This is a genomic window from Enterococcus sp. GC34 (genome assembly GCF_040886645.1).
In the GTDB taxonomy this organism is placed as follows: domain Bacteria; phylum Bacillota; class Bacilli; order Lactobacillales; family Enterococcaceae; genus Enterococcus; species Enterococcus faecalis.
Window position 1 is genome coordinate 68,280 of sequence record NZ_JBFOEF010000008.1, and the last position, 25,917, is coordinate 94,196.

Annotated in this window: 23 protein-coding genes and 1 other annotated feature; of the genes, 7 read left to right on the plus strand and 16 right to left on the minus strand. The window is 38.2% G+C overall.

The window, feature by feature from the left end; genetic code table 11:
* Positions 1-4: 4 nt before the first annotated feature.
* Positions 5-1,183 carry an efflux RND transporter periplasmic adaptor subunit gene (locus AB3I72_RS09560; protein WP_368023870.1) on the minus strand — a complete coding sequence of 393 codons (1,179 nt, stop codon included), beginning with the start codon at positions 1,181-1,183 and terminating at the stop codon, positions 5-7.
* Positions 1,184-1,503: 320 nt separating this feature from the next.
* Between AB3I72_RS09560 and AB3I72_RS09565 the strand changes: the two genes are divergently transcribed.
* Together AB3I72_RS09565 and AB3I72_RS09570 are read left to right on the plus strand one after the other, a co-directional pair.
* Complete coding sequence (locus AB3I72_RS09565) at positions 1,504-2,142, plus strand: NAD(P)H-binding protein (protein ID WP_002358396.1); 639 nt, start codon at positions 1,504-1,506, stop codon at positions 2,140-2,142.
* A 78-nt stretch (positions 2,143-2,220) separates the two neighbouring features.
* Positions 2,221-3,336 (plus strand): NAD(P)/FAD-dependent oxidoreductase, encoded by a 1,116-nt coding sequence (locus AB3I72_RS09570; protein ID WP_368023871.1) that lies wholly within the window; start codon positions 2,221-2,223, stop codon positions 3,334-3,336.
* Between the two features lie 68 nt (positions 3,337-3,404).
* Here the strand turns inward: AB3I72_RS09570 and AB3I72_RS09575 are convergent, their stop codons facing one another.
* From AB3I72_RS09575 to AB3I72_RS09585, 3 genes are read right to left on the minus strand one after another with little or no spacing between them, the layout of a single operon-like run.
* Positions 3,405-4,559 (minus strand): mannitol-1-phosphate 5-dehydrogenase, encoded by a 1,155-nt coding sequence (locus tag AB3I72_RS09575; RefSeq protein ID WP_002355280.1) that lies wholly within the window; start codon positions 4,557-4,559, stop codon positions 3,405-3,407.
* Between the two features lie 14 nt (positions 4,560-4,573).
* Positions 4,574-5,011, minus strand: a complete 438-nt coding sequence (locus AB3I72_RS09580) for a PTS sugar transporter subunit IIA (RefSeq protein ID WP_002355279.1) — start codon at positions 5,009-5,011, stop codon at positions 4,574-4,576.
* Between the two features lie 14 nt (positions 5,012-5,025).
* Positions 5,026-6,798: a PTS mannitol-specific transporter subunit IIBC gene (locus AB3I72_RS09585; protein ID WP_002405272.1), complete on the minus strand. Its 1,773-nt coding sequence runs from the start codon at positions 6,796-6,798 to the stop codon at positions 5,026-5,028.
* A gap of 245 nt (positions 6,799-7,043) precedes the next feature.
* On the opposite strand from AB3I72_RS09585, the gene AB3I72_RS09590 reads away from it, so the two are divergent.
* Positions 7,044-7,139, plus strand: a complete 96-nt coding sequence (locus AB3I72_RS09590) for a type I toxin-antitoxin system Fst family toxin (protein WP_122975133.1) — start codon at positions 7,044-7,046, stop codon at positions 7,137-7,139.
* A gap of 256 nt (positions 7,140-7,395) precedes the next feature.
* Here the strand turns inward: AB3I72_RS09590 and AB3I72_RS09595 are convergent, their stop codons facing one another.
* Genes AB3I72_RS09595 through AB3I72_RS09605 form a run of 3 tightly spaced genes read right to left on the minus strand, consistent with a single transcriptional unit; the run spans position 7,396 to position 11,613 of the window.
* On the minus strand, positions 7,396-7,830 hold the full coding sequence (locus AB3I72_RS09595; RefSeq protein WP_368023872.1) for a PTS sugar transporter subunit IIA: 435 nt from the start codon (positions 7,828-7,830) through the stop codon (positions 7,396-7,398).
* Between the two features lie 10 nt (positions 7,831-7,840).
* Positions 7,841-9,874, minus strand: coding sequence for a BglG family transcription antiterminator (locus tag AB3I72_RS09600; protein WP_368023873.1), 2,034 nt, complete (start codon positions 9,872-9,874; stop codon positions 7,841-7,843).
* Complete coding sequence (locus AB3I72_RS09605; protein WP_368023874.1) at positions 9,865-11,613, minus strand: PTS transporter subunit EIIC; 1,749 nt, start codon at positions 11,611-11,613, stop codon at positions 9,865-9,867. Before AB3I72_RS09605 ends, AB3I72_RS09600 begins: the two co-directional genes overlap by 10 nt.
* Positions 11,614-11,796: 183 nt before the next feature.
* Between AB3I72_RS09605 and AB3I72_RS09610 the strand changes: the two genes are divergently transcribed.
* Complete coding sequence (locus AB3I72_RS09610; RefSeq protein ID WP_368023875.1) at positions 11,797-12,630, plus strand: Cof-type HAD-IIB family hydrolase; 834 nt, start codon at positions 11,797-11,799, stop codon at positions 12,628-12,630.
* Between the two features lie 42 nt (positions 12,631-12,672).
* Here the strand turns inward: AB3I72_RS09610 and AB3I72_RS09615 are convergent, their stop codons facing one another.
* The 6 genes from AB3I72_RS09615 to AB3I72_RS09640 form a co-directional block, all read right to left on the minus strand.
* Positions 12,673-13,308 carry a nitroreductase family protein gene (locus tag AB3I72_RS09615; protein ID WP_002358386.1) on the minus strand — a complete coding sequence of 212 codons (636 nt, stop codon included), beginning with the start codon at positions 13,306-13,308 and terminating at the stop codon, positions 12,673-12,675.
* 4 nt (positions 13,309-13,312) lie between these two features.
* The gene (locus tag AB3I72_RS09620) at positions 13,313-13,747 is read right to left on the minus strand and encodes a MarR family winged helix-turn-helix transcriptional regulator (protein ID WP_002362972.1); all 435 of its coding nucleotides are present in this window, start codon (positions 13,745-13,747) and stop codon (positions 13,313-13,315) included.
* A gap of 151 nt (positions 13,748-13,898) precedes the next feature.
* On the minus strand, positions 13,899-15,344 hold the full coding sequence (nhaC, locus tag AB3I72_RS09625) for a Na+/H+ antiporter NhaC (protein WP_002383673.1): 1,446 nt from the start codon (positions 15,342-15,344) through the stop codon (positions 13,899-13,901).
* Between the two features lie 402 nt (positions 15,345-15,746).
* A complete protein-coding gene (gene pcp / locus AB3I72_RS09630; protein WP_368023876.1) occupies positions 15,747-16,388 on the minus strand; it encodes a pyroglutamyl-peptidase I in 642 nt (213 codons plus the stop codon).
* A gap of 15 nt (positions 16,389-16,403) precedes the next feature.
* Entirely contained in the window at positions 16,404-17,348 is a 945-nt protein-coding gene (locus AB3I72_RS09635; RefSeq protein WP_002355267.1) for a DUF979 domain-containing protein, read from the minus strand.
* Positions 17,345-18,034: a DUF969 domain-containing protein gene (locus tag AB3I72_RS09640; protein ID WP_024797200.1), complete on the minus strand. Its 690-nt coding sequence runs from the start codon at positions 18,032-18,034 to the stop codon at positions 17,345-17,347. Before AB3I72_RS09640 ends, AB3I72_RS09635 begins: the two co-directional genes overlap by 4 nt.
* Before the next feature lie 189 nt (positions 18,035-18,223).
* On the opposite strand from AB3I72_RS09640, the gene AB3I72_RS09645 reads away from it, so the two are divergent.
* Both AB3I72_RS09645 and AB3I72_RS09650 read left to right on the plus strand, forming a co-directional pair.
* Positions 18,224-18,739, plus strand: coding sequence for an HdeD family acid-resistance protein (locus AB3I72_RS09645; protein WP_002381189.1), 516 nt, complete (start codon positions 18,224-18,226; stop codon positions 18,737-18,739).
* A 15-nt stretch (positions 18,740-18,754) separates the two neighbouring features.
* Complete coding sequence (locus AB3I72_RS09650; protein WP_002355262.1) at positions 18,755-19,939, plus strand: AI-2E family transporter; 1,185 nt, start codon at positions 18,755-18,757, stop codon at positions 19,937-19,939.
* 50 nt (positions 19,940-19,989) lie between these two features.
* Here the strand turns inward: AB3I72_RS09650 and AB3I72_RS09655 are convergent, their stop codons facing one another.
* Entirely contained in the window at positions 19,990-21,117 is a 1,128-nt protein-coding gene (locus AB3I72_RS09655; RefSeq protein WP_368023877.1) for a 5-methyltetrahydropteroyltriglutamate--homocysteine S-methyltransferase, read from the minus strand.
* 60 nt (positions 21,118-21,177) lie between these two features.
* Positions 21,178-21,407: a binding site (T-box leader), on the minus strand.
* A gap of 117 nt (positions 21,408-21,524) precedes the next feature.
* Positions 21,525-22,880 carry a CAP domain-containing protein gene (locus tag AB3I72_RS09660; RefSeq protein WP_368023878.1) on the minus strand — a complete coding sequence of 452 codons (1,356 nt, stop codon included), beginning with the start codon at positions 22,878-22,880 and terminating at the stop codon, positions 21,525-21,527.
* A gap of 185 nt (positions 22,881-23,065) precedes the next feature.
* On the opposite strand from AB3I72_RS09660, the gene AB3I72_RS09665 reads away from it, so the two are divergent.
* Positions 23,066-23,245, plus strand: coding sequence for a hypothetical protein (locus tag AB3I72_RS09665; protein WP_086281391.1), 180 nt, complete (start codon positions 23,066-23,068; stop codon positions 23,243-23,245).
* Between the two features lie 91 nt (positions 23,246-23,336).
* On the opposite strand, the gene AB3I72_RS09670 is transcribed toward AB3I72_RS09665, so the two are convergent.
* A complete protein-coding gene (locus AB3I72_RS09670; RefSeq protein WP_368023879.1) occupies positions 23,337-25,640 on the minus strand; it encodes a WxL domain-containing protein in 2,304 nt (767 codons plus the stop codon).
* Positions 25,641-25,917 lie beyond the last annotated feature (277 nt).

Consider the following 25,917-nt stretch of genomic DNA (forward strand, 5'->3'; position numbering starts at 1 on the left):
CCTCCTATTTCGACGCATCTGTCATTGATTCGTTGGTGGCTGATTCATCAGAAGCAATCGCTGCATCTGATTCAACAATATCACCGACTTTTACTGGTTTTTTTGAAGAAATAACCACTCGGTCGGCTGATTCTAAGCCAGATTCAATCGCCATTTTGTCGCCATTTTCTTGCCCGACTTGGACATCACGACGAATGATGGTTCCAAAATCATTCACTAAAACGTAGGCCTGTTCACCCTCTTTTTGAATCGCTTTTTTTGGTAACTCAATCGCCCCTAAATCGCCTAAATCAATGGTTGCTTGCATATGGTAGCCATTTTTGACTTTGTCTAAATTGGCCAACGCAATTTTGACGCTATAACTAGACATCGCCGTACCGCCCTCTGTATTGCCACTCGCGGCATCGCTGTTGCCTTCAGGAGGATTATCATCGATGTAAGAAATTGAGCCATCCACAACCACATTGTTGGAAACAGAAGTTAGTTTAGCTTTTTGCCCAACACTAATTTTAGTCAAATCCTTTTCATTCACTTTCCCAGCTAAATAAAGATCTTCTGAAGTTAACCGTAAAATCGGTGAATTGGCATCTTTTACTTCTGGAATTGATACGCGACCTTTGAAATTAGCCTTTGTGGAAATATATTGCTTCGCTCCTAAATCCGCTAAGGTTTCATTGGTGAAGGTAATCTCTTCATCTACCGCATCGACTTCTGTTTGATATTGTTCATTTAAATCATCCCCAGACATCGTGCGGTCTTCTTCTTTAGTTTTATTAAATTTATCAATGGCCCGATTCCACTTATTATAGATATTCGCCCGCTTCGTTTCTAATTTGGCTAAGCTATTTTGTTGTGCCTCAATTTCTTTTGTGACCGCCTCATCTTCATAAGTAAATAATTCTGTGCCTGCATCTACGACATCGCCGTTTTTCACCTTAATCTCTGGATCCTTTGTTATTTTTTGATCGCGCGCAAAGGCTTCCATTTGTTCCGGTTGGATGACACCGTTAATATAAATTTGTTGCAAGTCGGGAACGTCAAAATAGTCAATTCCCCAGTCATCTTTAGGCGCTTGCTTGACAGCTACTTGTTGTGCATTTTTATTTAACGCATTCACAGTTACGATGCCCCCAACCGCAATTACCGCAACTGCCCCCAATATAATTATCGTTTTCTTCTTCATTTTCTTCGTTTCATCTCCTCATTCTGTCTATTTTCCCCAACAAACTAAATTGCTCGGTCGTTCACTTATAACTATTTAACCATGCTTGAATTCAAGAAACAAGGGCATTTCTCTAGGCCTTTAGTCTGATTTATTTCATTTTTGTTCATTTTTTTATTTATTTCACGACAATAAATAACCATTGTTGGGTCTTTGTGTTTCAACAATCTAAAAAGGTTATTTTTATGTTATTTATAACTAAACTATGCGCAATCGAGATTTTTTGCTTCTTTTTTTATTTAAGGTACACTAGAAGAAACAATTGAAAGTGAGGGCTTGCCATGAAAGTCATTATTTTTGGCGGTAGCGGTTTTTTAGGTCAACAAATCGCGAAAATTTTAGTCCAACGCCAACATCAAGTTATCAGTGTTTCACGTCATGGAAAGCCTGCCACGCTCTCCGCATCTTGGAGCCACCAAGTGCAGTGGGTATGCTCCGATGTTACTCGTGACACGAATTGGCAAGAACAAGTCCAGCGTGCTGACTGGGTCATTGATACAGTAGGTATTTTATTTGAAAATCCACGAAAAAAGAAAACCTATCAACGGCTAATTCTGACGCCCGTGAAAAAAATCAGCTCTTTTTTAGCACAACAAAAAAAGCCAGCTAAGTTTTTATTTATTTCAGCCAATACTGTTCCTTTCCCTTTGAGAAAATATATGGATGCCAAATTGGCAGCGGAGGAACTAATCCACCAAGAAGTCGCCGAAGCAGTGATTTTTTATCCTAGTTTACTTGTAGGTCAAGAACGTACCGGCACCATACTTTTTAGTAAATGTATTTATTTTTTTAAGAAAATCCCCTTTTTAAAGAACTTATTTATTGGCTATGATCCTGTGCCTGTGGCAGAAATGGCACAAGAAATTGTTCACGTTTTAGAAGGCGGCAATTCTATTTACACACACAGAAGGACCCGTTAACAAGTTATCTCCCAATCGTCTCTGTCTAGAGGCGGTTTTTTTGTGTTACAATACAACTGTTCGAAGGAGAGAAGAAGCATGAAAAAAATTGCCATTATTGGCGGCGGCATTATCGGAATGACGTTAGTTAATTATTTAGATCCACAAAAATTTGACATTACCGTTTATGATGAAGGGCTCGGCCAAGCGACTAAAGCGAGCGCTGGGATTATTTCCCCTTGGCTATCCAAACGTCGGAATAAGAAATGGTACCAATTAGCGCGAGAGGGCGCTGCCCTATTTCCAAAGCTAGTCAAAGATTTTCAGCTGACGGAGGATATTTATCGTCAATCAGGGACAGTCATTTTGCGCCCGGCAGCTGCTTTGGCAGACTTAGCCCATTTGGCAGAAGAGCGTAAGCAAACTGCACCTGAAATTGGAGAAATCACGATGTTGTCAGCAGTTCAAACAGCGAAGTTCTTACCGCTACTTAAGGAAACTCCCTCACTTTTTATTTCTGGCGGCGGTCGCCTAGATGGACCAGCTTATCTAAACCATCTTCAGAAACGCGCCGAAGCCAAAGGGGTCACTTTTTGCTCACAACGGGCGCACTTTCGACAACTGAATCAAGGGTGGGAAATTGTCACAAATTCAGAAAAAAAGAGCGTTGATTTTCTCGCTTTAACACCTGGTCCTCATTTAAAGGAATTACTCGCTACTTTAAATTTATCTGTGGACATTCGTCCCCAAAAAGGACAATTATTAGTTTTCGAGACCCCTTTTACAAACAGTCAGCAATGGCCTGTTGCTATGTTAGATGGCGAAGCCGATTTAATTCCTTTTAATCAAGGAAAAATTTTATTAGGTGCCACCCACGAAAATGATCAAGCCTGGGATTTAGAAGAGACTGTTAGCGCTTTTCAACAACTAACTTCTGGGACTGCGCCATTTCTAAAAGAAGCAGAGCAGCTTTTTAAGCAACCTATGCATTACCGCGTCGGTACACGTGCTTATACATCCGATTTCGCTCCGTTTTTTGGCCCTTTGCCAGAAATGCCCCACCTTGTGGTTGCTAGCGGACTTGGTTCATCAGGACTCACTACTGGCCCATTCATTGGTTACCAATTAGCTGAATACTTCAATACAGGTGCCTTCAAAGGAGAGCTTTATCAAAAACCACTTAGTCAATATGTAAAAAACAACCCCTCACTTTAATCAGTGAGCGGTTGTTTTTTTCCCTTTAATTAAGAAATGTGAAGTATCTTGGTAGAAGGATTTTGTTATTATGCTACTTGTGGTCGCGCATAGCGTTCTACGTTTTGTTTAATATTTTTAACCGTTTCTGGATCTTCAATGCCCGTTACTTCAGCGATCACTGTATCAACACTTTCTTGGTCAAGCATTTCCTGTAATTGACGGCTTTGTTCATCTTCTGGATCATGATAATTAAAGACAATACCAATCATTGCTAATAAATGCGGCGACACTAGATTGCGTTCCTGTAATTCACGGATTGGTCGAATAAACCGTTCTTGCGCACCTAATTTTCTGATTGGTGTCCGTGCTACACGTGTAATAGCATCTGAAATATATTTATTTTGGAAACGTTGAATAATTTTTTCAATATAGGCTGCATGTTCTTGTTCATCAAAATTCCATTTGGCCACTAAAAGTTTACCGGTTTCCTGCAAAACTGATTTGAGTTGTGCTACCACTAAGGCGTCCTGCATCGCTTCGTCAATGGTTTGATAGCCTAACAACGCCCCTGTATAGGCAACTGTAGCATGGCCAGTGTTTACACTAAATAATTTTCGTTCAATATACGGCTCTAAATCAGCAACGTAATGAACGCCTTCTAACTGAATCTCTTTGGCTTTTCGGTTGGTATCATCAATGACCCATTCACAAAAAGGCTCAACTTGAACAAAAAGTGGGTCTTCATGTTTTTGTAATGGAACAATCCGATCAACCGCCGCATCAGGAAAACCAATCCATTGTTCAGCATAAGCTGGATTTTTCAAATATTTGGCCACTTCTTCTGCTAAAAAGGTTGAACCACCAATCATATTTTCACAAGCGATAATATCCAGCGGCTTTTGGCAATTTGCTTCGGCACGTGCATCAATTCCTTGGGCAATTAATTCAGCAATTCTTGGTAAAATATTAGGACCAATCGCCGTCGTGACTAAATCGGCTTCCGCAATTGCTTCTACTACTTTTTCTGGTTCTGTCATGTTATTTAACCCAGTCACATTTTCAACGTTAATTTGTTGATGTGAGGCATCGGCCAATTCAATTGTATAACTTTTACGTTCTTTTAACGCTTGAATGATGGTTTCATTAACATCCACAAACGTAATATGAAACCCGTTTTTAGCTAAAATTTCGCCGATAAAGCCGCGTCCAATATTTCCTGCTCCAAAATGTACTGCATTCATTCTTATTCTCTCCTTTAAGCAATGGCTAAATTTTCTGTTATTTCTTCTTTACTTAATGCATCGGCAAGTTGCACCACGTTATCCATATCACTACAATAAAGTGCAATTTGTTGGACTAATTGCAAATGTTCTTCACCGACTCCGGCAATCCCAAATAATACGGTAGCAATTTTTTCATCTTCTTCGGTACCAAAATTAACGCCCTCTGGGACTTGCACTACACAGATTCCTGATTTTTTCACTAATTTTTTGGCTTCTTCTGTTCCATGAGGAATGGCAATAAAATTCCCCATATAAACAGATAGCAATTGGTCTCTTTCAATCATTGCTTCGATATAAGCGGGCTCAACACAGCCTGCCTCGACTAGTTTTTCGCCGCAAAAGCGAATAGCTTCTTCTTTTGTATTAAACTGTTGATTTAATTCAATTGAAATATTCGTAAGATTTTCCATTGTTTTCTTCCTCTCTAGGCACTTTCTTTTAAGAGCGAAACCACTGTTTCATATTTTTGGGGATTAACCATACTTTTTACTGATAAGTGTGTCGCTTTCGGTGCTTTTTTACGGGCTTGTTCCGTTAGTTCAGCTTTTGTGACAATTAAAGCCTGTGTTTGTTGAGTTAATTCATTAATATTAATTTTTCGAATCGGCATTGAAATTTTCTCTTTATCTAAAATTTCTTCTAAGACTTTCATTCCCATCGTTGCTGACCCGACACGATCATCGTGAACCAAAAGAATCTCATTGACATTTGCTAAATCTCCCTCAATTTCAGAAGCAGGTGTTGCTTTGGAGGCTGTTGGTTGTGCGTCGTTTTTTTCTTTGGTACCTGATAGTTCAGCCACAATTTCATCATAACGTGGTGAGTTCAAGAAGTTTTCAACTGCTACAAAGGTTGCATTAGGTGCTTTCTGTTTAGCCCGTTCTTGCAATTCCGCTTGTGTGACAATCAATGTATTTCCCTCATCGGTCAAATTATTAATGGCCCGATTCGTCACAGTTTGTACTAAACCAGCCTCTTGGACCTTTTTCCGTAAGATAGACGCCCCCATTGCACTAGAGCCCATCCCAGCATCACAAGCAAAAATAATTTGTTGAATTCCTGACAATGAAGCACTACCATTTGTGACAGTTAATCCTTTTGATGCTGCTTTAGCAGCTTGGGTTTCTTTTACTTTTTGGGCAAATTCATCACTTTCTTCTTTCGCATCTGCTTTTAAAATGACTGCGGATACTGCAAAGGAAACAGCAGTTGCTGCCAAAACACCTAAAATAACTGGTAAGTAAGAACCCATTGGTGTCATCGCTAAAATAGCTATAATGGAGCCTGGTGAAGCGGGCGCACGTAAACCAGCATCTAACGTTTGGAAAACCAAACTACCTGTCGCACCACCTGCAATAACCGATAAGAATAATAACGGTTTCATCATTACATATGGGAAGTAAATTTCGTGGATACCACCAAGGAAATGAATAATTATTGCTCCCGGCGCAGAAGATTTTGCCGCACCTTTTCCAAAAAACATAAATGCTAATAAGACACCTAACCCAGGACCAGGGTTTGCTTCTAATAGGAAAAGAATTGATTTGCCAGCCGATAAGACTTGTTCTGTCCCTAAGGGTGTTAAAATGCCATGATTAATCGCATTGTTTAAAAAGAGCACTTTTGCCGGTTCAATAAAAATACTCGTTAATGGAATCAAATGAGCATTTAAAATGATTTCCACACCACGTGCCATTGCAGCAGTCAGCGCATCGACAATTGGTCCAATCGCTGAAAACCCAAGTAAAGCTAACGCAAAACCAATTAATCCAGCTGAAAAATTGTTTACTAACATTTCAAAACCAGCTTTAATCCGATGTTGGAAATATTGATCAAATTTCTTAATTGTAAAGCCACCAAGTGGACCCATAATCATGGCACCTAGCATCATCGGAATATCGGTTCCCACAATCACGCCCATTGTCGCAATTGCTCCAACTACGGCACCGCGATCACCTGCAATTACTTTCCCACCAGTGTAGCCAATTAATAATGGAATTAAATAGGTCAACATTGGACCAACCATCGTGGCAAAGGCTTTATTTGGCAGATATCCATCTGGGATAAATAGCGCTGTCAAAACGCCCCACGCAATCAACGCCCCGATATTGGGCATCACCATGCTAGATAAGGTACTGCCAAGTCTTTGGACTTTTGCTTTAATTGATACTTTATTTTTTTCTGGTACTTGTTCCATTTTTATTCCCCTTCTCTCAAGTAACTTTTCTTGTTGACTAAATTGTATCCGCTTTCCTAATCTGGAAAAAGTCGTACTTTGGCACAAACCATTGTGCCAAAAGTTGAAAGAAAAAAGCACGTGTTCTCTAGTTACGAAAACCAGAAAACACGTGTTTATTTCATTTCTAATAATTTTAATAATAATTGAACAACTTTTTATGCTATGCTCAAATTGGCGACTTGCCTCGAAAGGAGGTGCATCACATGTACGACATTGTCACAAAAATTCTTGTGCCGATTTTTGTCGGGATTGTCCTGAAACTTGTAACCATTTGGTTGGAAAAACAGAACGAGGAATAAACAAGTTGCTTCCAGCCGCTGCTGTCTAAACAGCAAAAAAAGACACCCTACTACTGATAGGGTGTCTTTTTAGTGCATCCATGCACGACTTTGTCACAAGTTACTTTAAATTTATCATAGGGCCTATTTTTTGTCAAGGAATCTTCTTATCTTTTTTGTTTAATCTCTTAAATTAAAATATTTTATTTTTTAATATAAAATTATTTCAATAATTATTGAACATTTCAGAATGAATTGATTTTTTTCAGACGTAACTTTAGGCTTGAGCCAGAATTTTTTGCGCGTCATCTATTGTTCGACAATCACTGAGCCGCTGAATGTTTTCGAGATCTGAACAGAAAAAAGCTAATTCTTGAAGCATGCTTAATTGCCGTTGACTTTTTAAAGCAACAACAAATAACAAAGTAGCTATTTTTCGATCTGCTTCCGTACCAAAGTTGACCCCATCAGGCACTTGAATAAAGCAAATCCCTTCTTTTAAAACTTGTTCATCTTGTCCTTCCGCATGAGGCAATGCCACGAAGTTACCGATATACACGCTGACTTTTTGTTGGCGTTGATACATTGCTTTGACATAGTCAGGCGTGACCAACTGATTTTTTAGCAGTAACTCACCAGAAGCTGCAAGTGCTTCCTCCCAACTAGCATACGATTGATTCAACATTATTTGCTCCGCTGTAATTTCAAACATCTCTCAACACCTAGCCTTTCATTTCTTCAATTAATAATGACGAAAGCAACTGATAAACAATGGCTTCATTTCCTGAATGAAAAATTTCTGTATTTAAATCATTCATAATAATCGCACCACTGATTTTTCCTAAAATTTTCCCGATTGTTTCATCAATCGGCATCGGCGCTAGCATGAGTAACATACGTTGCAACTGCATCGGCTTTTTATCCATACCTTCAATCATAAGTGGCTGGGCCAAATTAAAAATACAAAAAACAGGCTGTGTCACTGCTGTACTTGAGGTATGGAATAAGGCCATTTCCGTCTGAGGAATCCCAATAGGCGCTTGCTCGTAACGTTTCATCAATTGCTGACAGACGATTGCACTATCGGTGATTAAATCTGTGGAAAGTTGCGCGAGAGCTTGTTGAACGGTTTCTGCTAAATCCGCTTGATTATTTAAATCTGCTATGAAAAATGTTTCTAATAGTTTACTAATTTCTTCCATGAAAGCGACCACTGTTTCGTAGCTTTCTTCGCCACCTGTTTTTTTCACAGGTGCTTTCCTAAGCGAGCGTTTTTCGTGACTAATCCGCTTAAACTCTTCTTTCAATTGGTGGATTTCATCGTCTAAAAGTAACGGTGAGATCAATTTATATTTACCATTGTATCCTGGTAATAACGAAGTGGAAATCACTAAGTCATAGTTTTCCTCAACATTCACCTTACCTAAATCCGCAATCCGAAAAAAATGAATCTGGTTGATAAAAGGAAAGTAGCGCCGTAATCGCATTTCCAGCATACTTGTCGAAGCCAAACCGCTAGGAGAAAAACCAGCAATATCAACTTCCATAATTTTGGGACTCCGTTCTAAAGAATTAGCAAAATGAAGTACCATGTAGGCAATTTCCTCTTCCGATAGATTCTTTTGCGGAAAAATTTGCGGCAACGCTTGGCGTAAAGCCGCAGCTATTTCTTGATATTGATTCATGATCCGTTCTAAAATGGGATTCGTTAAATCTTCTTCTTGTAAAACCGCCCGCGAAAAAACACCTGATAAATGCGTCAACAACATTTTATACAAATTGGTATCTTCGAAAAAATTAACTTCCGTTTCTTGACTTACTGCTTCAATCAGTTGTTTCACTGCATAAGCCAGCTGAGTGTCAAAATGTTCATCAAAAAAATCTTCATCAAAAGAATTAGAAAAATCACTTAATAAGCTAGCAAAAAAAACAATCTCACTGACAGCGTATAGTTGTTTCGTTTCAGCAGCGACTTTTGAAAAAAGTCGTTTAGAACAATTTAGAAAGGCCTTATTCATCTGCCCAGTATAGGTCTCATCAGCTAAATAAAAACCTGCAGTGACTCGATCCATCGCAATTGTTAACATTAAAATCAAATGTTGTAATTTGCGATCACTTAATGCTGGAAATAAAGTTTCTACTTCTGGCTGAACAATTGTTTGTGCAAATGCTAAATGTTCTGCATGAATAAACTGAAAGAAAAAATGGTCGTTTGTTGTTAATTCGGTAAAATGAAAAAATTGATACTCATTAATTTCCATACTTAGAATATTCGCCATTAGAAGACGGCGATATTTTTCAGAACCAGTCACTTCATAACCTTGATTCCGAGAAATCGTCAACGGAATCCGAGCAATCCGTGTTTCTAATTGTTTAATATCGGCATAAAAAGTCGTATTACTAATACAATACGTTTCCAGAAAATAATGCATAGAGACTGGCTCTTTTGTTTGAAGTAATGTCAATAAAATCGCATGTTGCCGCGCCAAAGTAGAAAGTTCCTGTGTCTCTTCTCCTAAAATAGCAGCCTGAATTTCCGTCATCGCTGCTTCATCTGCTTGAATCGTAAAGCGCCCACGAGCTACTTTTTCCAACGTCGCGCCCATCGATGCTAGCGAGGTTTCTAAATTTTCTAATTCACGATATACCGTCCGGCGGCTAACCTTTAACAAATTCATCATACGGTTTACTGAAACGGGGGTGGGACTATTCACTAATTCCGTTAATAGAACAGTTTCTCTTGTCGTTAAAAACATCTATCAGCTCCTCCTTCCAGCCATTCTTGATACTCTTTCTTATTCAAAAAACTAGTAACTACGTATAAATTTTGTTGCGTTAGATCTAAATGATAGGCTTGCGCCAGTTCACGAGTCACTACGTAGGTTGTCTCCTTGGTAAAAAAGACTGTTTCCAGTGGCTCTTTAGATACTTCAATCGCGACTCCTTGTTTCGCCGCTTGTTGCCGCAATAATTCCATTCCCATTGTTTGCGATCCTCGAACATTCTCGGCATATAAAAAAACAAGCTTCTGTATTTGTTTTGTCGGGTTCGTTTCAGTAGACTCTGAACCAAGTGAAGATTGCTCTTGAGAAGAAGCAGTCAGTTTGGCTAAAACTTGCGGGTAATAGGATTTAATTTCTAAAAAATTTTGAACACTCACCATATCCTTTTCTGGGACGTACTTTTGTGCTAACTGTTTCAATTCTGCTTGAATGACCACTAATGTCTTAGGCTGCCACTTCATCTGATGAACGGACTGGTAAGTCACAGGTATCTCCAAGTCCACAGCTTTTAATTGTCGGCTTAGCAAACTAGCCCCCATGGCACTTGAGCCCATTCCTGCATCACAAACAAATAAAATTTGCTGATAATTAGGTGTGGCTGTTTTCACTTGGTCTTCCTCCTTCTCCTTCATCTTTATCATTGAAACTGGTTCAGTTCCTCGTTGACGTTTTAATAACAAGCTTGCTATTGCAAAAGAGCACAGAAAGCTAACAAAAATTCCACTAAAAACCGCCAGCCTTGCCTCAGTCGGGGCATTGGCTAAAATCGCAACCAATGAACCTGGCGAAGCAGGAGCGCTTAACCCCACATTAAATATTTGAAAAACAAGCGTACCACTCATTCCTCCAGCAATTACTGCTAAAAATAAGCGCGGATCCATCAAAACAAACGGAAAATAAATTTCATGAATACCCCCAATCAATTGAATCATGGTGGCGCCTCCTGCTGTTTTTCGTTGTCCTACAGGACCAAACAGCAGAAAAGCAACCAAAACGCCCACGCCTGGTCCAGGGTTTGTTTCCAATAAAAATAAAATGGACTGACCTGTTTGACTAGCACCTTCTAAACCTAGAGGCGTTAATAAGCCATGATTAATCGCATTATTAAAAAATAACACTTTTAAGGGTTCTAAGAAAACGTGAACCAATGGTAAAAGATTGGCTTCAATTAACCAAGAAGAAAATTGATACAGCCAAAAACTAGCGCTTTCAACAGCAGGAGCTACAACCAGAATACCAAAACAGCAAAGCAGTCCTCCCACAATTCCTGCCAAAAAGTTTTTAGTCAGCATCTCATAGCCTTCTTTAACTTTCGGTAAGAGAATTTGTTCAATTTTGGCGAAAGTATATCCTGCTAAAGGCCCAATAAACATAGCACCAAACAACTGTGGAACATCTGTGGAAACAATCACGCCCACTGTCGCAATAGCAGCAACGACGCCGCCACGTTGTTCCTCGAACATTTTTCCGCCTGTAAAACCAATTAAAATCGGTAAAACAACTCGAATCATTATCGTTTCGACTTCAGAAAGAGCTAGCCGTAGATTCCCGGTCGTATAGCCAGCCACCAAAGACAATAAGCTCCACGCAATAAAAATACTCAAATTTGGCATAATCATCCCACTCAAACGATGACCAAAACGACGTAAATAGGGAGTTACTTTCACAAACTTATGTTTAAAAAAGAGCGAATGCATTTCTTTTTCCTTCATATTCCTTGTCCCTCGCTCTCTATGTAGATAATTAGAATACTTCTATTATATGAAATTTCACAAAAAAATAGTATAGATTTTTGTAAAATAATTCTTTTATACACCTCACAAGAGAATCCGTTTACATTAATAGAAAAAACTTTTATACTAAAAGAAAGAAACTCTTCGGATTGGAGGCCAATTATGGCAATCAAAGCAATTGTAATGGATATTGATGGCACCTTGTTAACTTCAGAAAAAAAGATTTCACCAAAAACGCGACAAGCACTAGTAGCTGCACAAAAACAAGGCCTATCACTGATTTTGGCTTCTGGCCGCCCGACTAACGGTATGCGACCCTTAGCAGATGAATTGGAGATGGCTCATTATAATGGACACTTACTTTCCTATAACGGCGCTTGTGTCACCCATCATGGCAGTCAGCAACAACTATTTAACCAGACAATTTCAAAGTCATTGAGTCAACAAATTTTAGAGCATTTGAAACAATTTGACGTAATTCCAATGATTAATGATGAAACATTTATGTATGTCAATGATGTTTTTCATCACACCTTACATTTAGAGACTGGTGATTTTAATATTATTGAATATGAATCACGGGGCGGCAACTTTCAATTATGTGAGTGGCATGATTTAGCCGCCAGACTAAACTTTCCCTTGAACAAAATTTTAATTGCTGGTGAACCCGCCTATTTACAAAAATATCATGAGGCCATCTACGCGCCTTTCAAAGAAACCGTCACCGCTGCTTTTTCCGCTCCTTTCTATTTTGAATTTACCGCAAAAAATATTGATAAAGCGCGTTCTTTAGAAAAACTAACCCTACAGTTAGGTATAGCTGCTGAAGAAGTAATTGCTTTTGGTGATGGTCACAACGATTATACAATGTTGGAATGGGCCGGCACGGGGATTGCTATGGAAAACGCCGTTGACGAGCTTAAAAGCATCGCAACGGAAGTCACTTTATCCAACGACAATGACGGCATCGCTGTTGCATTAGCCAACTTTCTTTAAGAATGTTGGTTGATGTAAGCGTACGCCGTCATTTTTTATTGCCTATTCAAATGTCGTGATTTTTTCTGGTGCTAAACGAACAGATTCATAACCAGTTTCCATGCCCTTACCCACAGATAAAATCATTACTGGGACATAGCGCTCTTGATCTAAACCAAATGTTTCGGCTAATTTTTCCGCTTCAAAACCACCGATTGGATTTGTTTCATATCCGTGAGCTCGGGCTACTAACATAAATTGCATAGCTGCTAAACTCGCATCAATTTTTACGATGTCATTCATTTGTTCTCTGCTTAAACTTTCATAATGGGGAATAATGGCTGCTAATTGTTGGTCCCGCACTTCCTTAGGCATTTTACCACTAGCATAAGCTTGATTGTAAATTTCCTCTCCTCGCTCATGGCAGTTTAGATCACCAAAAATTAAGAGCATTGCAGAAGATGTTTCATTTTGACGCGTATTAAAGCGAATTAAGGGTTTTAATTTTTCTTTGCCTGCTTCACTTTCCACTACGACAAAACGCCATGGCTGCATGTTAACAGAAGAAGGGGCGGTGGTCGCTTCTTGAATCATTGTTAACATTTCTTCATGAGAAATTTTATGGGTTTCATCGTACACCCGAACCGATTTGCGGCCAAAAACAATCTCTGAAAAATCATTCGTTGTATATGTTGTCATTCTATCATACCTCTTTCGTTGTAATGCTTTGATCTAGTTTTGTCAAAAGTTCTTTTAACTGGCGACAGTCGTCCTTTGTAAATGTACTGGGAATAATTTCTGTTACCGTTTGTTGCTTGGCTGTACATTGCTGCAGTTCTTGTTGTGCTTTTTCTGTTAAATGCACTAGCACTTCCCGATTATTTTCTGGATTTCGCTGTCGTGTCACATACTGTTTCTCTTCTAAAATTTTCAAATGGCGAGTGACCGCACCACTATCGATTTTTAAGTGTTCTTGAATCTCTGTTTGAAGACACGGCTGACGTTCTTTTAAAATCATCAGCAACTCATAACGAGTCAAACTCAAGCCAACTTGCTCTTCAAAAACTTTGGTAATTTTTTGATCTAATACCTTTAACTGACATAATAATTGGCTGACTTCCCGTAATGATAACGACATAGTTTCCTCCTTAAAAAGATGACTCGTCAACAATTGACTAGTCAACTATAACTGTTTCTTTCTAAAAATGCAACCTTTTTTACAAGAAAAATAGAACAACTGACAGAGAGAAACTACAGTATTCCCCATCAACTGTTCTATTTTAATCAACCTATTTTTCGGTAACAGGTTCTGCTGATAACCGCTTAATCCCTAAACCAGTAAACGCACTGACCATTGAGAAGACAGGCGATAATAAGCTAAAGAAAACAAATGGTAAGTAAGTCAACGTTGGTACGCCAAAGGTCCCCGCTACGAAGCTACCTGCAATCCCCCAAGGAATGAGGTAGTTAATAACCGTCCCACCATCCTCCAAGGTTCTGCCTAAAACAGTCGGATCCAAACCTTCTTTTTTGTAAACTTCTTTAAAGGCATTCCCTGGTAAAATAACCGATAGGAATTGTTCACCAATAAAAATATTTACGCCAATTCCTGTTAATAACGTTGATAAAATCAATTTCGGTGTACTGCTCATTTTCTGCGAAACAACTTCCATGACCGCAGAAATCAATCCTAATTCCATTAATAAGCCACCTAGAGACAACGTTAGAATAATAAGTGCCACAGTCGGCATCATGCTCATAATTCCGCCACGACTTAATAATTGATCAATTTGTGCGTTCCCCGTTTGAGAAACAAACCCATTTTCCAACGTGTTTCCTAATGCCTGCAACGATACTTTCGGATTTTGAATAATAATCATAATTACTGCCACAATAATGTTTAACAAAATCGTGATAATCGCTGGAATTTTGCGCCAAGCACAGATTAACATTAAGGCTAATGGTAACAATGACCAAATGGAAATGGTAAAGTGGTCTTCCAATACTTGAATAACTTGAACTACTTCTGTCAGACTTGTATTCGCGTACGTTTGCCCTAAAATCATAAACAAGATTAAAGAGACGATAAATGCTGGTACAGTCGACCACATCAAGTTTTTTATATGTTTAAATAAATCCGCTTCAACAATCGCTGCGGCTAAGTTTGTTGATTCTGATAAAGGCGACATTTTATCACCAAAAACTGAACCAGAAACAATCGCCCCCACAACTAAAGCTGGATTTAACCCTAAGGTACTGCCAATACCGAAAAAGGCAATTCCAATTGTTGACATCACTGTAAAAGCACTACCTACTGCACTGCCGACAATCGCACAGACAATAAAAACTGACGGCACAAACCATTTAACACTAATCATTTTAAAACCAAAAACCATAATCGTTGGAATAATTCCTGCTTGAATCCAAACGGCAATCAATGCACCCACTAAAATGAAAATAAAAATTGGAATAATCCCTGGCTTCAAGCCATCAACAATCCCTTTATGCATTTGATCAAATGGTACTTTACGAAACATTGCGTAGCCTAAAATCAATGCAATCACAAACAAAATAGTAATATTTGGCGATATCTTTAAGCCAATTACTCCTGTTGCAATAGCTGCCACAATAATTAATAACACGATACTTGCTTCTCGAACACTCACGGTCTTCTTTTTCTGTTTTTCTTTCATTTCGTTACTCTCCTCTAATCTTTTTTCTGAATACTCTGACATTAAAGGATCTTATGATAACGAATAACCCCTCCACAACTCATTGAAAACGCCTCCTAAAGCTACATAAAAAGAGAGATTCATCCTTAAAGAATAAGGACGAATCTCTCCGCGGTACCACCTTAATTAGAAGCTTACTTGCTTCTCGCTTATGTATTATGTAATTGTCACTACTTATTAGTGTAATTCACAAATAGACTTGATCGATTCGCAGCAACCATCGACTTTCTGAACAAAACATCTATTTCCTACTGGGCTAATAATTTATGAATCTCAATATACCAAGAAGAAACCGACTTGTCAACGAAAATAGTATAAAAAAATTTTTTCACACGCCAACAAAAATTACTTTTTCTTTTTGTAAAAATAGAAAAGCGCCTCCGTTCTCACGAAAGCGCCTGTTAATTAGTGGGTTGTGCCACCTTGTAGTTGAATATCTTCTTGCGTTTTTACCGCTGCTTCAATCATATAGAACAAAGAATCTGTGATTGCTTCTAATGACATAGAAGCAAACGTTGGTTTATCAATTGTTTGTTCTGGTAGGAACGGAACATGAATAAATCCGCCACGAATAGTTGGATATTTAGTGTTAATTAAGTGTAGTAAGTGATACATAATATCATTACATACAAAGGTTCCTGCTGTATAAGAAATCGCTGCAGGTAATTGATGGTCATGACAATTTTTTACCATCGCTTTAATCGGTAAATTTGTAAAATAGGCTGTTGCTCCATCTTCAACCAACGGCACATTGCTTGGTTGTTGTCCTGCATTATCCGGGATACGCGCTTCCGCTAAATTAATCGCCACTTTTTCAACAGTGACTGTTTGACGGCCGCCTGCTTGTCCAACACAAATCACCATATCTGGTTGATGGGTTTCAATTGCTTCAGCCACTTTTTCACCACTAGTGCCAAAAACAGTTGGCACCTCAACTTTAATAATTTCAGCTCCTGCAATTTCAGCAGGTAATTTTTTGACTGCTTCAAAGGCAGGATTGATTGCTTCTCCTCCAAATGGATCAAAGCCAGTAACGACAACTTTCATTTCGATCATCCTTTCTTATTTGAATAGAATCATATAAACAATTTGGAAAATTAACATGAAAAGTGCAATCGGCAATTGATTTTTAATGACGCCGTACTTATCTTTCATTTCCAACATGGCTACAGGTACGATATTAAAGTTCGCAGCCATCGGTGTTAACAGTGTACCACAAAAACCACATGTTAAGGCAACCATCCCAACTAATGCGGGATCTGCACCTAAAGAAAAGACAAACGGCACACCAATTCCGACTGTCATCACGGTTATTGCTGCAAAGGCATTGCCCATGATAGCCGTAAAAATAACCATTCCCACAGCATAAATAATAATCCCTACATTGACATTTCCTGCTGGTACTACGGCACTAACTCCTTTCGAAATAATCTCACCAACACCAGCGCTAGTAAAAACAGCACCTAAACAAGCTAACAGCATTGGCAACGTACTAAGCGGACCGACTGTTTCTAACATTTCCGCCGCATCATCAAAAAATACTTTCGGCGTATTATTTTTAGAAAAGAACATCATGATGAAAATCGCTACAAAGACACCAACACCGACACCGACTAAAGCTCCTAAAGTAGTCAATGTGGCAAAAAGAATTGCAAAAACCCCGATACTTAGTGCGGGAATAAAAATCTTCATTCCTAATTTTTGAGACATTTTTTCCATGTATTCTTTCGAAGGTAAGCGACTTTCTCCTTTTGTCACTTTTTGAAGAATTGCCGGAATTGTCATCACAAAAATAAGTACGCCACAGGCAACTGGTGGAATAAACCGACCAAAACCGATTAAGATCCCTAAAATCCCCCAGAATAAACTAGTCCCATACGCATGTTGATTGGTTTTATCACGAAAACTACGAAAACTTGTATATAACAAGATAATACCCATAAAAATATAAAGGACTTCCAATAACTTTGCACTCAAATCAATACTTGGATCTGTGAAAAAACTCATTTCAGTCCCTCCTGTCCATAATATTTTTTACGTAATCTTTTTTCTTTTAAAGTAAAGTAAATACTTGCCGAAATTAAGGCAACTAAGGCGACTGGTACTTCCACTAAAGCCAATTTACCTAATGTCACTTCATAGCCTAAATCTTTCAATGTTGATTGAACAAGCAATGCCCCAGCCCCACCAACAAACAGAACTTGACCAAAGAACCAACAGATATTTTCCATGGCTGAAGCCATCCCTTTTAGTTCTTCTTCATACTCTGGCACCATTGGTAAATTTTTTGATTCAATTGTTCCTAACGCCATTGGCAAAATAATCGGACGCACAAAACCTGCTACCCCACCAAAACTTACGTTAAAAGCGGCGAAGATAATCCGAAAGACACCATAAATGTCAATAATCACACCAGCAGATACCTTTTTGAATCGTTTAATCAACGTAGCCGCTGACTCTTTCAAGCCATTTCTTTCTAACGTTCCTGTTGCTAACATAATAATAATAAAGATAGCCATGCCTCGATTATTCACAAAGGTTGTTCCTAGTGTTTCTAGCATCGATGTCAAACCAAGCCCGCCAGTAAAAGCCGTCACTATTAAAGCAACCATCACAATCAAGATAGCATCAAATTTCAATGCGAAGCCGACAATGACGATCAATACGCCTAATAAAGGTAATAAATCCATCAAATCTCTCCTTCTTAAAATAAAATTTCACTTTCCATTATATGCCAATTTTCGCTCATTTGTAAGACTTTTTTAATTTTTAATGTTATTTTTTCTAAAGACACAGTTTTCAACACTTTTTAGAGCTACCACTCGCACTTTTTTCTTTTTTCCGCTAGAATAAAAGAAACAATAACATTGAGGAGGATTTTTATGTTCCAAACTTTTAGAGAAAATTTTCGGCGCCATACCCTATTGCGCGACGCCGTCTTTATCGTTATCGGAAGTGCCATTGTCTTTAATCCCGGTGCTTTCTTCCAGTTCGTCGGTTATTTAATTGCTGGTTATTTGATGCTTTTAGGGTTAATTAATATTTATGATGACTACAAAATAAAAAAACAAACGGGTAGCTGGGGGCTTGGTTTCGTAACAGGTTTAATCTTTGTCGTCTTAGCAGTAGCCTTTTTATTTTTTGCACCGGTGATTGTTTCGATTCTGCCGTTTTTATTAGGGATTAGCATTGTTATAAACGGCCTCGTTCAATTGACTTTTGCTTTAAATACTCGTCAAACAGGCGCGCTTATCTACAGTATTCTGGTTTTAATCGCTGGAGCTGTTTTAGTTTTCAACCCCTTCAAAAGTCTCTTAGTTTTGATGCAAGTCTTTGGATTTATCCTGATTTTCATGGGTGTCATTGAAATTATTGGTCATTTTAGAAATAAAGCTTAACGAAAGGAGCAACTTATGGATAAAGAAAGTACCAAGTGGATCCGCTTTTTAGGTGGGAAAAATTTACTTTACACATTAACTATCCTTTGTCTAATTGCTGTAACTATCTTTTTATTCAACACTGTTTCATTTATCTTTAAACCAATTTTTGTTATTTTTAGTGCCGTCTTAGGCCCGGTACTTTTTGGTATTATTCTATTTTATTTGCTTAATCCAATGGTGAAACGCCTTGAGAAAAAAATTCCCCGTGTTTGGGCGATTGCGATTCTCTATGTCTTAATTATTGCATTACTAGTGTTAGCTGGACTGCAACTTTTCCCAATTATCCAAGACCAAACGGAAGAATTAATCAAACAATTCCCAAGTTTTTGGAAAAGCACGCTCCAAACAGTACAAGAATTTATGGCTAAAACACCTTTTGCAAAAGATTTAGAATCCGCTAATGAGTCGATTAATCAGCTCTGGGGCAAACTTGCAAACTCCTTTAAAGACTTTGCAGGGGATTACCTACAAACAGGCGCACAAGGTCTGGGAAGCGTCTTTTCTGCAGTCTCTTCTACTTTCCTAACCTTGTTTACAGGACCTATCATCGCCTTTTTCCTTTTAAAAGACAAAGAAAAGTTTTATCGCTTTGTAAAAGGCATCATTCCCCCAGCTTTTCGTCCTGATTTTGATGAATATAGCCAAATTGCCAACATTCAAATTGGCGATTATCTAAAAGGTCAAGTCATTGCTTCCTTGGTTTTAGGGATTATGTATTGGCCAGCTTTTCTATTAATTGGTTTACAATTTGGTAGCATTTTAGCTTTAGCTGCTGGTATTTTATGTATTATTCCTTATATTGGACCATTTATTGCCTTTATTCCTGGATTGATTATTGCCTTTCAGGATTCCACATTTATGGTAGTAAAATTTGTTATCGTCTGGTTTGCCATCCAATTGATTCATGGAGATTTTGTTATTCCTCGTGTGATGGGCGATAAATTAAAAGTCCATCCGATTACTATTTTACTTGTCTTGTTAGTTATGGGTGAACTGTTTGGTTTAATGGGCGTTATTTTTGGGATTCCAATGTATTGCCTAGTTAAAGTGACAGTCATTTATTTATTCCGAAAATTCAAACAACGCTATAACCGCTTTTATGGTGACAACGGCGAGTATGAACACACGAATTTTACTAAAGATCAATATTTAAAATAATACAATGAAAAAACTGGGACATAAGCCGTTTAGACTTATGTCCCAGTTTTTTACCATACTTCTCTAGCAATTTCTTGAAGTAATTGAACTTTGCGCCATTGTTCTTCCTCCGTCAAACGATTTCCTTCTTCCGTCGAAGCAAAACCACATTGCGGACTAATACTTAAGTTTTCTAAAGGAACAAACTGTTGGGCTTCTTGAATTCGCGCTTTCACTTGTTCAGTGTCCTCTAATTCAGGAAACTTAGAAGTAACTAAACCTAAAACGACTTTGCTGCCATTATTTTGCCAATGTCTTAATGGTGAAAAGTCCCCTGCACGATCTGAGTCATATTCCAAGAAGAAACCATCATAATTCGTAGCAAATAATTCTTTTGCTATCGGTTCATAACCACCTGAAAATAACCAAGACGAAGCATGGTTCCCACGGCAAATGTGTGTGGTTACAGTTAAATCTTCTGGCTTGCCAGCTAAGGCTTCATTAATAATCGTGGTACACACTTGTGCAATTTCTTCTGGCTGTATTCCTTTTGCTCGTAATTCTTCTTGTTTTGTCTGATCAGCTAGAAACGCCCAATTTGTATCATCAAATTGCAAATAGCGGCAACCTCTCTCATAAAAGGCTGCAATTGCGTCTTTATATGTTTGTGCTAAATCCTTATAAAAAGCACCAATCTCTGGATAAACTGTTTGAATGCGCGAGGTGCCGTCGTTGGATAAAATTTCTTGACGTAAAATCATGGTCGGACTAGGGATCGTTGCTTTGGCTACCGTGCCATCACCAACTTCCACCACCTCTTTTAAAAATGAAAAGTCATCTAAAAATGGATGTTGCGCAGGAAAAGATATTTTATCCACTACGCGGATATTATAGGCCGGAGCTGCTTTTCCATGAAAGGTTTGGTTATACCCCGTTTCTGGAATATAGCCTGTCACGCCATTTAATCCTTCTAAGAAATCAATATGCCAAAAACCGCGACGAAATTCACCATCTGTGATTCCCCGTAAGCCGCCAGCTTTTTGTTTTGCTACTAATGCTTTGATTTCTTCATCTTCAATAAGACGTAGCTCTGCTTGAGATAAAGCACCTGCTTGGACCTTTTTCCGTGCTTTCTTAATTGTTTCTGGACGTAAAAAACTTCCCACATGATCAACTGTAAAAGGAATCTGACTACTCATTTGCCTCACTCTTTCCTATTTTTATTTATAAAAAAACGCCCTTTTACTAGCCGTAACTAGTAAAAGGGCGATTATTATCGCGGTACCACCTTTTTTCGGAAAGATGACTCTTTCCCTTCAACTGACAATCATAATCAGCGGTCTTGTTAACGAAAGACATTACGTTTTTGCCTACGTTTCGACAAAAATTCCTCCTAGGCCATTTTTCGATACAGACATCTAACTTTTTTCACCAACCAAAGTCTCTCTACCAGCTGTCTTGTACTTACTTTCCTATTCAACGGAAATTATTAGATTATAATTAGAATACCACGTTTAGCAAATTTGTCAACGGAGATGGTTGAAATAGTAATGAAAAAAGCAGCTTCTTTTCAGAAGCTGCTTACGTCTATTTTTATCATTGCTGATTAGGCTGAGTGTCCTACGATTGTTTGACCAACATAACCAAAGCCAACACGAGTGATACTTGGATTCATTTCCCAATCACGATGTCCCGTCCCTGTCGAAGTAGACATACCTGTTTCATAGAACCAAGCATTGATTACTGATTCGCCTGGCGCCCACATAATTGCGATGACTTCATCTCCACGAGACCAGTGATCATTTGGAATGCCACCTGCTTCAACTTGTGCTGCACGAGCAGTTGCAGAAGCAGCTAACCCTGCATCCCAAACAACCGGACGTAAACCATTTCTTTGACGCAAAGCGTTCAGTGCGTCAAGCGTCACATCACCTGTAGCTGGTGGTGGTGTTGGAATTGGATCTTTTTTATCTGGTTCTGGTGTTGGTGGTGTAACTGTTCCCTCGCCATTACTTTCACTACCACTTGGTGTTGTAGATTGTTCTGATGAAGAAGAGCCAGTATTTTCTGTTGCACTATTATCTGTACTTGGTGTAGTTGTTTCAGTTGTTTGTTGCGTGCTTGATTCAGTTGCTGAGCTTGAGCTTGCTGGTGCTTGTGCTTCTGTTGTTGATGAAGAGGCAACTGGTGCTTCTGCTTTCACTTCAGCTTTAGCTGGTTTTGCAGCAGCTTGTTTGGCTTTTTCAGCTGCAGCTTTTTGTTCAGCAGCTAAACGTGCTTGCTCTGCTTCAGCAGCTGCTTTTTGTTTTTCTAAGCCAGCTTTAGAACTTTCAGCAGATGATTGTTCTAATGCTAATGAAGCTTTCATTACGTTTAATTCAGATTGTTTAGAAAGTAAATCTTGACGTTTTGTTTCTAATTCAGCTTCTGTTGCTTCAAGTTGTTTCACTTTTTTCTCGTTTTCAGCTTTTTTATCAACAACCGCTTGTTTGTCTTCTTTTTGTTGTTGCATTAAGTCGTTGTTGGCACTTACGATTGTTGAAACAGCTTGAACACGGCTGATTGCGTCTGCAACTGAGTCCGCATCTAAAACTGCATCTAGCATTGTTGTGCTTTGTCCATTAACTTGAACATCACGTGCTTGATTTTTGATTGCTTCGTTACGTTTTTCAATACGTTGATTCAAGTTTGTAATTTCTTGTTGTAATTGTTCTGATTTTGCTTTTAGTGTTTGCTTTTGTTCACGTAAAGCCATGCTTTCATCAAATACTGAAGATACTTCTGCTTCTAAAGAAGATACTTGTGAAGCTAAATCCCCTTGTTTTGCTTTTAATGATGAAATTTCTTGATTTTTTTCTTCAATTTTTTTATCAACATTGTCCGCCAAAGCGATGCTTGGAGTAGCAATTGCTGATAGCGTTAATGAACATAGTAATACTGATGCAAATAGACGTTTCTTCACTTGTCATTCCTCCGAATTAATTTCTAAAGTTTATTTAAAATATCTTAATCTTTTCTTACGACAAAAACATTCTACCACACCCATATTTCAATTAAGCAATAGAAATGTTACAAAAACATTTCAGATCACTCGTTCTTTCTCCATAATAGGTAAACTTACCTTTTGTAAGGCTTTCATACCTTGTCATGACTGGTTTTCACACATTTTCAATTGTTAAACAATTCTTCGATTTTTTTTCATATTTTTTCTTTTTTTATTCAAATTTTGCTTCTTTTTTGTCGATATATGCTTTTTTTCGTAAAATTAATCATTTTTCCTTCTTTTTATCAAACGTTTTTGTTACAAAATTCGTTATATTTTGGTAATGAACCAAGAAAAAGGCCGCTTCGTTGAGCCGCCTTTTATTATTTCTATGCAATGTTTTTGATCAAACTATTCAATTTATTTTTTATGGACTTATGGACCTGTCACTAAATTCCAAGTCACGATTGCTTGATAATGCTGGTCACTTCTACCCTGATTTGCTGGAATTTCTAATTTGATTTGATCAAAAGAAAAATCAAATTGATAAACATCACTTTCGTCAAACTGACCATTGGCAACAATATGGCTAGCTACACCGTTGGCAACTAATTGAATAGCGGTTGTTTTGCCAAGAGCAACTTTAGTTTCCGTTAGTTGATTGTACTGAATAAAACCTGAAACATTGGTTATTCCTAACAATAACTTTGTCATTGATGATAGTTGATCCACTCTTCCTTCAAAGGGGGATAGTTCTGCAGTTAGTGCCCAATTGGGTTGTGATTTTTTCAAACGTAAATATGGATTTTCCTGACCATTTTCATAATAATCTGTTGCCTGCTTTAAACCATGTTGCTGCGTGTTGCTAGAAATGGCGACTTTACCAAACTCAAAAGTTGGTGTGCTGATAAAACCTTCCTCATCTGGTGCCACAATTTCTTGATTTTTAGGTTGGATTCTGACAGTATCAGCTGCGTGAACAGCAGAAAAATTTCCATTCATTTCAATAGCCGCTTGTAAAACTTGATCTGGTTCACCTATAGCAATTGTTGTCATCATAATAGTTGCTGTCTGACCAATAGGCACTTCCGTATTTAAAGCAATGCCAACTCGCCAATTTTCATCAGTAATAGGAACAATTTTGTTTGGTTCAGATCCAACACGAATCGTGACTTGGGTTGGCCGAGCTAGACCTGGTGACCAGCCACTTGCTGGCTTTAAATTTATTTTTTTTAACGGTACTTCTCCCACATTTGTAAGCATAATCTGCCAAATTTGTATATAACCACTTGGCATGACTTTGACTAGTCCTTCTATTTGCATTTCAGCTTTTGCAGTTATTTCCTTATATACTGCTGTAATATCGTTCATTTCATTAAAAACAGGGGAGTTTATTGGTCGTTTTGTTTTTTCTAAGCTCTCTTGTTTTGTTTTATTTTGATACCAACCTTGATATAAATAAGTTTTACCGTTAACGCTGTATTGTTGTGGCAGTTTTTTTCCAGCTAAATAGCGAAAGCCATCCGTAGTCATTGGTTGTTGGTGATCCTGAATAAAATCAGATGGTGGTGCAATTTCAACACCATTGACATCCTCAAATGTATAATTTTTTTGAGGTAGCTCCTTATAGACAACAGTTAAATCATCATTGTCATCATAGGTAATATCATAACTGGGCGTTACGCTTTTTTCTAAATTTTCAGGTCTCGTTTTACCTTTATACCATCCTTGAAATTGATATGTTTTTGAGTCAATTTCATAGCTACTTGGCAAAAGGCCGTTCTGTTTAAAGGTGTAAGGGTCACGTTCAATAAGCGTTTGCTTTCCTTGTCTAAACCCCGGTGGCGGCGGAATTATTTTCCCATGATTATTCACAAAATGTTCTGTCACTTTTCGATTGATAACATGATAGTAAACAGGCCCTGAAAATTCAAAGTAATTCAATAGCCCAGATTGATTCGATGAATCAATCTTCACTTGGTTGTGCAAAGGAACGATTATTTTTTGACTCTCGCTAATGTTAAATGTTACTCCTGTTTTCCAACTATATTGTTGCGCAGACAATTTTTCCAATTCAAATTGTGAAATTGCTGTTGGATACTGTTTTCCTGCTGCGTCGAAAATCGTCGGTAGCGGATAATTTGGATCAATTTCCCCGTCCTTGTTGCGCAAGCTTAAAGAGGCATAATATCTTGGCAAAAAAAATGTTTGGTTACTCGCTGCAAGTACCGTTGATTTGTCTGAATAGACAGCCACTTTCTCACTTGGAATTACCACTTCTTTTAGGTTAGCCACTGTGGATGCTGTCACTAGTTGACTTTTTCCTTCCCACACATTTGTGCCTTTTTGGGGGTTGCCTTCCCAACTACGATACTGCAGAAGAACCTCATTGGCGTTAGCTAGCTGCCCCTCTTCATTAACAAACCCATAACGATAAGTTAAGTTAGGTGTCTCAATCCTTTCTCTAACCGCTTGACTTGTAATGTTAACCTCATTGTCGTCTAGCTCACTTTTTGGCAATACTAGTGGTTCTTCATCGTACAGTTTATCCTTTATCTGTGCTTGTTCGCTTTCAGCTTTTTCTGCTTTTAATGAATGATTGGTTTCCTTTCTTACTTGTTCACCTATCGTTGTACTTTGCAACGTTTCTGCAATAACAGTTGTCTGTATTAGTATCAAAGATACTAATACATGGCAAATGCCAATTACTATCAATTCTTTCCATTTACTTCGCTTCATATTGTCCCTTCTTTCTAAAGAACAATCCAATAATTCCTAGTTAACTAAATAGTAAGACACTAAACTTAGCAGAATGATCACTTACCATTTTCAGCAACAGTCTTGTCTTGTGATATCGGTTTCATTTTTCTTTATATTTTGGATCATTCACTTGTTTCAGCGCTATTCGTCCAATACTTCTTTTTACTAACCAGTTATAACTAGTTTAGCAAAAAAGAATAATTTCTGAAATTCCGAATTTTAAACAGACAGGAGCATTTCCTGAAGATTCTATATA

Coding starts and splice junctions, on each gene's coding strand:
- AB3I72_RS09575 (WP_002355280.1), bottom strand. CDS start 4,559: ATGAATGCAGTACATTTTGGAGCAGGAAATATTGGACGCGGCTTTATC.
- AB3I72_RS09670 (WP_368023879.1), bottom strand. CDS start 25,640: ATGAAGCGAAGTAAATGGAAAGAATTGATAGTAATTGGCATTTGCCAT.
- AB3I72_RS09635 (WP_002355267.1), bottom strand. CDS start 17,348: ATGAGTTTTTTCACAGATCCAAGTATTGATTTGAGTGCAAAGTTATTG.
- AB3I72_RS09665 (WP_086281391.1), top strand. CDS start 23,066: ATGACTGGTTTTCACACATTTTCAATTGTTAAACAATTCTTCGATTTT.
- AB3I72_RS09610 (WP_368023875.1), top strand. CDS start 11,797: ATGGCAATCAAAGCAATTGTAATGGATATTGATGGCACCTTGTTAACT.
- AB3I72_RS09580 (WP_002355279.1), bottom strand. CDS start 5,011: ATGGAAAATCTTACGAATATTTCAATTGAATTAAATCAACAGTTTAAT.
- AB3I72_RS09655 (WP_368023877.1), bottom strand. CDS start 21,117: ATGAGTAGTCAGATTCCTTTTACAGTTGATCATGTGGGAAGTTTTTTA.
- AB3I72_RS09565 (WP_002358396.1), top strand. CDS start 1,504: ATGAAAGTCATTATTTTTGGCGGTAGCGGTTTTTTAGGTCAACAAATC.
- AB3I72_RS09595 (WP_368023872.1), bottom strand. CDS start 7,830: ATGTTTGAAATTACAGCGGAGCAAATAATGTTGAATCAATCGTATGCT.
- AB3I72_RS09570 (WP_368023871.1), top strand. CDS start 2,221: ATGAAAAAAATTGCCATTATTGGCGGCGGCATTATCGGAATGACGTTA.
- AB3I72_RS09615 (WP_002358386.1), bottom strand. CDS start 13,308: ATGACAACATATACAACGAATGATTTTTCAGAGATTGTTTTTGGCCGC.
- AB3I72_RS09560 (WP_368023870.1), bottom strand. CDS start 1,183: ATGAAGAAGAAAACGATAATTATATTGGGGGCAGTTGCGGTAATTGCG.
- AB3I72_RS09585 (WP_002405272.1), bottom strand. CDS start 6,798: ATGGAACAAGTACCAGAAAAAAATAAAGTATCAATTAAAGCAAAAGTC.
- pcp (WP_368023876.1), bottom strand. CDS start 16,388: ATGAAAGTTGTCGTTACTGGCTTTGATCCATTTGGAGGAGAAGCAATC.
- AB3I72_RS09605 (WP_368023874.1), bottom strand. CDS start 11,613: ATGAAGGAAAAAGAAATGCATTCGCTCTTTTTTAAACATAAGTTTGTG.
- nhaC (WP_002383673.1), bottom strand. CDS start 15,344: ATGTCAGAGTATTCAGAAAAAAGATTAGAGGAGAGTAACGAAATGAAA.
- AB3I72_RS09590 (WP_122975133.1), top strand. CDS start 7,044: ATGTACGACATTGTCACAAAAATTCTTGTGCCGATTTTTGTCGGGATT.
- AB3I72_RS09620 (WP_002362972.1), bottom strand. CDS start 13,747: ATGTCGTTATCATTACGGGAAGTCAGCCAATTATTATGTCAGTTAAAG.
- AB3I72_RS09650 (WP_002355262.1), top strand. CDS start 18,755: ATGGATAAAGAAAGTACCAAGTGGATCCGCTTTTTAGGTGGGAAAAAT.
- AB3I72_RS09645 (WP_002381189.1), top strand. CDS start 18,224: ATGTTCCAAACTTTTAGAGAAAATTTTCGGCGCCATACCCTATTGCGC.
- AB3I72_RS09600 (WP_368023873.1), bottom strand. CDS start 9,874: ATGTTTTTAACGACAAGAGAAACTGTTCTATTAACGGAATTAGTGAAT.